4 protein-coding genes are annotated in these 2,698 nt (G+C 69.5%); all 4 read left to right on the top strand.

The window, feature by feature from the left end; genetic code table 11:
• On the top strand, nucleotides 1–977 hold a 977-nt coding region (locus B0W88_RS31055; protein ID WP_144007113.1), incomplete at its 5' end, for a bifunctional diguanylate cyclase/phosphodiesterase.
• 43 nt (nucleotides 978–1,020) lie between these two features.
• On the top strand, nucleotides 1,021–1,554 hold the full coding sequence (locus B0W88_RS31050) for a GbsR/MarR family transcriptional regulator (RefSeq protein WP_077038329.1): 534 nt from the start codon (nucleotides 1,021–1,023) through the stop codon (nucleotides 1,552–1,554).
• 59 nt (nucleotides 1,555–1,613) lie between these two features.
• A complete protein-coding gene (locus B0W88_RS31045) occupies nucleotides 1,614–2,081 on the top strand; it encodes a thiol-disulfide oxidoreductase DCC family protein (RefSeq protein ID WP_077038328.1) in 468 nt (155 codons plus the stop codon).
• Nucleotides 2,081–2,698: NAD-dependent epimerase/dehydratase family protein (locus B0W88_RS31040; protein WP_077038327.1), on the top strand; the 618-nt coding region annotated here is incomplete at its 3' end. The genes B0W88_RS31045 and B0W88_RS31040, both read left to right, overlap by 1 nt.

Below are 2,698 nucleotides of genomic sequence, written 5' to 3'. Positions count from 1 at the left end.
CCCTGGCCGCCGAGCCCTTCATGCTGCTGGGCAAGCCGCTGCGCCTCACCAGCAGCGCCGGCCTCGCGCTCTACCCGCGCGACGCGGACAGCGCCACCGCCCTGCTGGTGCGCGCCGAGGCCGCCATGTACCGCGCCAAGGAACGCGGCCGCGACCAGTGCCAGTGCTACGAAGCCGGCCTGGGCGCCGCCGCCTCGCGCCGCGTGGATCTCGAGCACGCGCTGCGCGGCGCGCTCGCCGCCGGCCAGTTCGAGCTGCACTACCAACCCAAGCTGCATGCCGCCGACCAGCGCATCGCCGGCCTGGAGGCCCTGCTGCGCTGGCGCCGGCCCGGCCACGGCCTGGTGCCGCCGGGCGAGTTCATCCACCTCGCCGAGCAGTTGGGCCTGCTGGTGCAGATCGGCCCCTGGGTGGTCGAGGAAGCCTGCCGGCAGATGGCCCAGTGGCGCGACGAGCAGGGCCTGGGCACGGTCAGCGTCGCCGTGAACCTCTCCCCCAGCCAGCTGAAGAGCCACAGCCTGATGGACAGCGTCTGCGCCAGCGTGCTGCGCCATCGCATCGAGCCCGGCCAGCTGGAGATGGAAGTGACCGAGTCGATGATGATGGACGAGCCCGAGCAGGCCATCGCCATCCTGCAGGAACTGGCCGCCGAGGGCGTCCACATCTCGATCGACGACTTCGGCACCGGCTACTCCTCGATGGCCTACCTGAAGCGCCTGCCGGTGGGCACGCTGAAGCTGGACCGCCACTTCGTCACCGAGATCGCCAGCGACCCGCGCGACGCCGACCTCTGCGCCGGCGTGATCGCGCTGGCCCACAAGCTGGGGCTGAAGGTGGTGGCCGAGGGCGTCGAGACGCAGGAGCAGGCCGACGCGCTGCTGGCGCGGGATTGCGATGTGTTCCAGGGCTGGCTGTTCGGGCGGCCGCAGGCTGCCGCGGAGATAACGGCTTATCTGCGCGGCAAGCTGGCGGGCTAATTTCTGTATTGACAGAAATTTCTGTCAGCCTATAGTGCGAGCCATGGAACTGAGCCGCACCGCACACCAATTCGTCGTCCACTGGGGCGAGATGGGCTCCGCCTGGGGCGTCAACCGCACCGTCGCACAGATCCACGCGCTGCTCTACTTCCACGGCCGGCCGCTGCACGCGGAGGAGATCTCGGAGACCCTGTCGGTCGCCCGCTCCAACGTCAGCAACAGCCTCAAGGAACTGCAGAACTGGAACCTGATCCGTGTCACCCACCAGCTCGGCGACCGGCGCGACTACTTCGAGACCTCGCTGGACGTCTGGGAGCTGTTCCGCACCATCGTTCGCGAGCGCCGCGAACGCGAGTTCGAGCCCACGATGCGGCTACTGGACGAACTGACCCGCAGCCCGGACTTCCGCAACGAGGCGCCCGACGCCCAGGATCGGGTGCGCGAGACGCAGGCCTTCATGAACACGCTGGCGAGCTGGTCCGAAGAGATGCTCCGGCTGTCCCCCAGCACCTTGCAGAAGGTGCTGAAGCTGGGGGCCAGCGTGCAGAAGTTCGTCCGAGGAGACAGCCCCAACTGAGGCGCCGTCGCCTTTTTTTGTCTGTCAATTTCTGTTTATACTGAAATATCGATAATACCATGCATAGCAACACTTTCCCACTGACCCTGTTCTACGACTCGGCCTGCCCGCTGTGCGACGGCGAGATGCACAACCTGATGCTGCGCAACACCGAAGGCAGGCTGCGCTTCGTCGACATCGCGGCGCCGGGATTCAATGGTCATCCACCCGGCACGACGCAGGCGCAGCTGATGGCCCTGATGCATGGCCTCTGTGCCGACGGCCGGGTGCTGCGCGGGGTCGAGGTGTTCCGCCTGGCCTATGGCGCGGTGGGTATCCCGCAGGTCGCCGCGATCACCGGCCTGCCGCTGCTGGCACCCTTGAGCGAACGCCTCTACGCCTTCGTCGCCCGGCATCGCTACCTGGTGCCGCACGGCCTCTCCGAGCTGGTCTTCGGCACTGCACTGCGCCGGGCCGCCGAGCGCGCCGCGGCACGCGGATCCTGCCGCGACGGCACCTGCCGGGTCGACGAAGCGGGAGGCTGCTGATGGCCACCATTCTCGTCCTCGGCGCGGGCGGCTTCATCGGCGGAGCCATCGCCGCGAACCTGCGAGCCGCCGGCCATGCCATCCGCCATCCGCACCTGGACTTCGCCCACCTCACCCGGCCTGCCGACTGGCAGCCTCATCTGGATGGCGTCGACGCCGTGATCAACGCCGTCGGCGTGCTGCGCGACAGCAACCGCCGCCCGATGCAGGCCGTCCACGCCGACGCACCCGCCGCGCTGTTCGAGGCCGCCGCCGGCCGCTGCCGCGTGATCCACGTCTCCGCCCTGGGGATCGCCGGCAACCCGACCCGCTACGCGCAGACCAAGCTTGCGGCCGAGCGCTCTCTGCAAGCCCTGCACGGCCGGCTCGACGCCTGCATCGTGCGCCCCAGCATCGTGTTCGGCCCCGGCGGTGCAAGTTCACGCCTGTTCACGACCCTGGCCCGCCTGCCGCTGCTGGCACTGCCCGCCGCAGCCCTGCGCACCCGGGTCCAGCCCATCGCCGTGCGCGACTTGGCGGCTGCCTGCACGGCACTGGTCGCGGCGCCCAGCCTGCCGCGTCAGCTCGACGCCGTCGGCCCCGAAGCGCTGACGCTGGCCGCCTTCATCGCCGCGCTG

Source organism: Pelomonas sp. KK5 (genome assembly GCF_001984095.1).
Taxonomy (GTDB): domain Bacteria; phylum Pseudomonadota; class Gammaproteobacteria; order Burkholderiales; family Burkholderiaceae_C; genus KK5.
The sequence above is the reverse complement of the archived record's forward strand: the minus strand, read 5'-3'. Positions and strand labels throughout refer to the sequence as shown.